The 3,129-nt window shown below is 44.4% G+C and carries 2 protein-coding genes; both read left to right on the forward strand.

The features are described 5' to 3' along the window. Nucleotides 1-815, forward strand: an 815-nt coding sequence (locus AC1DSE_RS33340) for an NAD(P)-binding domain-containing protein (protein ID WP_477528917.1), incomplete at its 5' end; no start/stop codon positions are given. A gap of 224 nt (nt 816-1,039) precedes the next feature. Continuing rightward, nucleotides 1,040-3,129 (forward strand): glycosyltransferase 87 family protein (locus tag AC1DSE_RS33345; RefSeq protein WP_477528918.1); only part of this gene is annotated, 2,090 nt, incomplete at its 3' end.

Below are 3,129 nucleotides of genomic sequence, written 5' to 3' on the forward strand. Positions count from 1 at the left end.
GTTTCTATATTGTTCCAGAGCGTGAGCATGTAAAGGCTATTTGTGAATACGCCGATGGTAAGGTCGATTACATTTTCATTGATGCCGAAGCTAAAAACGCGGAATCGGGTGATTTTCTGACTGTCGCCAAAGCGTGTGTGCTGCAGAGTGAGATAAAAGCCTATAAAGGAAACGATATTACCTCGCTGGCTTGTGATCTTCTAATCAACGAGCTGGTTCCAGAGCTTAAGCAAAAGAAGGTCTCGATTATTGGCGCGGGAAACTTAGGCTCAAAGCTTGCGTTGACGCTCGCCGAGCGAGGAGCTGACGTTTACATCAGCAGGCGAGATCAGCAGGGAGCAATCATTGCGCAAGCTTTGAATGCCATTCTTCCAAGGTACAGCACCGGGCGGATATACAATGAGAACAACATCGCGGAATCCGTCAAAAATGCTGATATTCTTATAGGATTTACGCAGAGGCTCCCTGTTATAGACGAGGCTGCGGTCACAACCCTAGCTAAGCATGCGCTTATTGTGGACGGCGGCATCGGAACGGTTAAGGAGGCTGCGATCGCAACAGCTAAGCGATTAGCGATAACCATTATTCGGCTCGATGTGCGCATTGCGTTTTCTTATGTCATTGATGCGATGTTGAATACGGAATATTTTATGAGGCATATCGCTGGAACAAGAGTCATAGATGGCAAAAGCTATGTGGCGGGAGGCATGATTGGCGAGAAAAACGATATCGTTGTCGCAGATATAAGAAAACCTTCAGAAATTGTAGGCATAGCCGATGGAAAGGGTGGTATGCTGCCTCCAGCCTCAAGCTGAATCGAGAGTGCTTACATGCAGAAAAACATGCATTCCATTGTGGCATTTCGCGCATCCCATTAGGGATGCTTTTTTATTATCGCTGTCGACTTTTCCGTCGTGCTAAAAAAGCGGTGGAAATTTCACTTTTTCATTGACCATGAGGTTAATATCACATAGAGTTAAGTTGTATTTCATTATAAAATGGACAACTTTATTCCAAATATGAGGTGGAAATCGGAACGATGATGAATATGTTTAGTCGCGCTACAATAACCATCCTTCTCCTAACCCTTCTATGGCCAGCGGCAGTATCAAACGCAGCAAGCAATCTGCTTAACAATGCCGGTTTTGAAAATGTTACGGAGGGAGCCCCTTCAGATTGGACGCATGATGCGTATTTGAAGGAAGAGCAAATTACTTCGTATACGATTGATAATACCGAAGCGCATACAGGAACCTATTCAGCCGTGCTTGAGAACAAGCAAGCTAATCACTCGCGGTGGACACAGACGATAAAAGTAAAACCAAAAACAACATATAAATTTTCTGGGTACGTGAAGACGGAACAAGTAGGCTTGGATGCAACAGGGGCTCTATTTTTCGTTGAAGGCGTAGCAGTAACTTATCCTGAAGTGAAGGATACAAATGGAAAATGGGCGTACATTGAGTTTTATGCGAAGACGGGCCAGGACCAGAAAAGTATTACGTTCAGCGCTAGTTTAGGCGGATACGGGAGCATTAATACCGGGAAAGCCTATTTTGATGACGTCAGTGTAGAGAAAGTATCTAAGGCGCCATCCGGTGCAGAGGTGTTCAGCTTAGTCCCTACGGAGACAAGCCAAGGAACTGAAGCATCGACTTCGGGCGGCTCAGTCCTTCCACTTATTTTGTTTGGTGCACTGTTCACCTTGTTTTTTGCACTTATTTATAAGAAGCTGTTTCGTGAGCGAAGCTGGCTTGACGAGAAACAACATTTACATAAAACCATTCTTGTATTCGTGTTCCTCGGCGCACTAATTTTGCGGCTTTGGATTGCTGTTTCAAGCAGTGGTTATGCGAATGATATCGCTTTGTTTATGGCTTGGGCTGACCAAGCTGCGAAGCAGGGGCTTTCTGGATTTTACCATTCGGGAATGTTTGTAGATTACCCTCCCGGCTATATTTATATTCTGTATGTATTAGGTTTAATAAAAGATATGCTGTCGCTAGATTCAGGATCAAATGCGGCATTGCTTCTATTTAAGCTCCCGGCGATTTTAGCCGATTTGGCTGCTGCTTATTTCATTGTCCAAATAGGCAATAAGAAAGCTGGCTATTCGATAGCGTTAGGATTAGCGCTTCTTTTCTTATTCAATCCAGCTATTATTGTGGATTCTGCCGCATGGGGGCAAGTGGATTCGATATTTGCGCTGGCACTCGTGCTGGCTATTCATGGACTGGTCGAAAATAAAATAGAGCGCGCTTCGGTTTTGTTTGCTATTGCAGCGCTTATTAAGCCGCAGGCATTTATATTCATGCCTGTGCTGCTGTTGTGGTTCGTATATCGCAAAGATTGGAAGAAGATTCCGGTCAGCGCATTTTACGGCTTCACTACGTTTATATTGCTCGCTTTGCCTTTCTTCTGGGGCAACAGCGGCTTGTCGGGCCTCATTAAGCTGTATTCAGGAACCTTGTCTTCTTATCCGTACGCGACGCTAAATGCATTCAACTTCTATGCGTTAAGCGATGCGAATTGGAAGCCGATTACGGATACGTGGCTGCTGTTTTCGTTCAAAAAATGGGGGAATATCTTCATTTTTGCAGCCGTAGCGATCTCCGCTTTTTTTGCACTGTTAAAGCGAGACAATGAATCGTCAAAGCGCTCTTATTTTATAGCGATGGTGCTTATCGTTGTCGYATTTATGGGTGTAACGAAGATGCATGAGCGTTATCTGTTTCCAGTAATGCTGCTTGGAATCTTTGCTTTTATACAATCGTTCGATCGCAGGATGTTGATGGTGTATTTCGGATTTAGCTTGACGAGCTTCATCAATATTGCTTATGTGCTTGACTACAGCAAGGTGAGCACGAACGTGCCTTTTAATGGAATTGTTTTATTGTGCTCGTTAGCAAATGTTGGATTGATGCTTTACTTGTTATATATCGGATATGATAATTATGCACGCGGAAGATTGAAGCCTATCGCCCCGCTGCTGGAGGAAGAACGCAAGCAGTCGGATCACAAGACACTAACAGCTTTCAAAGCTGAAGCGATCTCAAGAGTGAAGCAAGAGAATGAACGACTCGTGCGCAAGGATTGGATATGGATGGGTGCGATTACGCTAATTTATGC

This window comes from Paenibacillus sp. 01L418, from assembly GCF_056400045.1.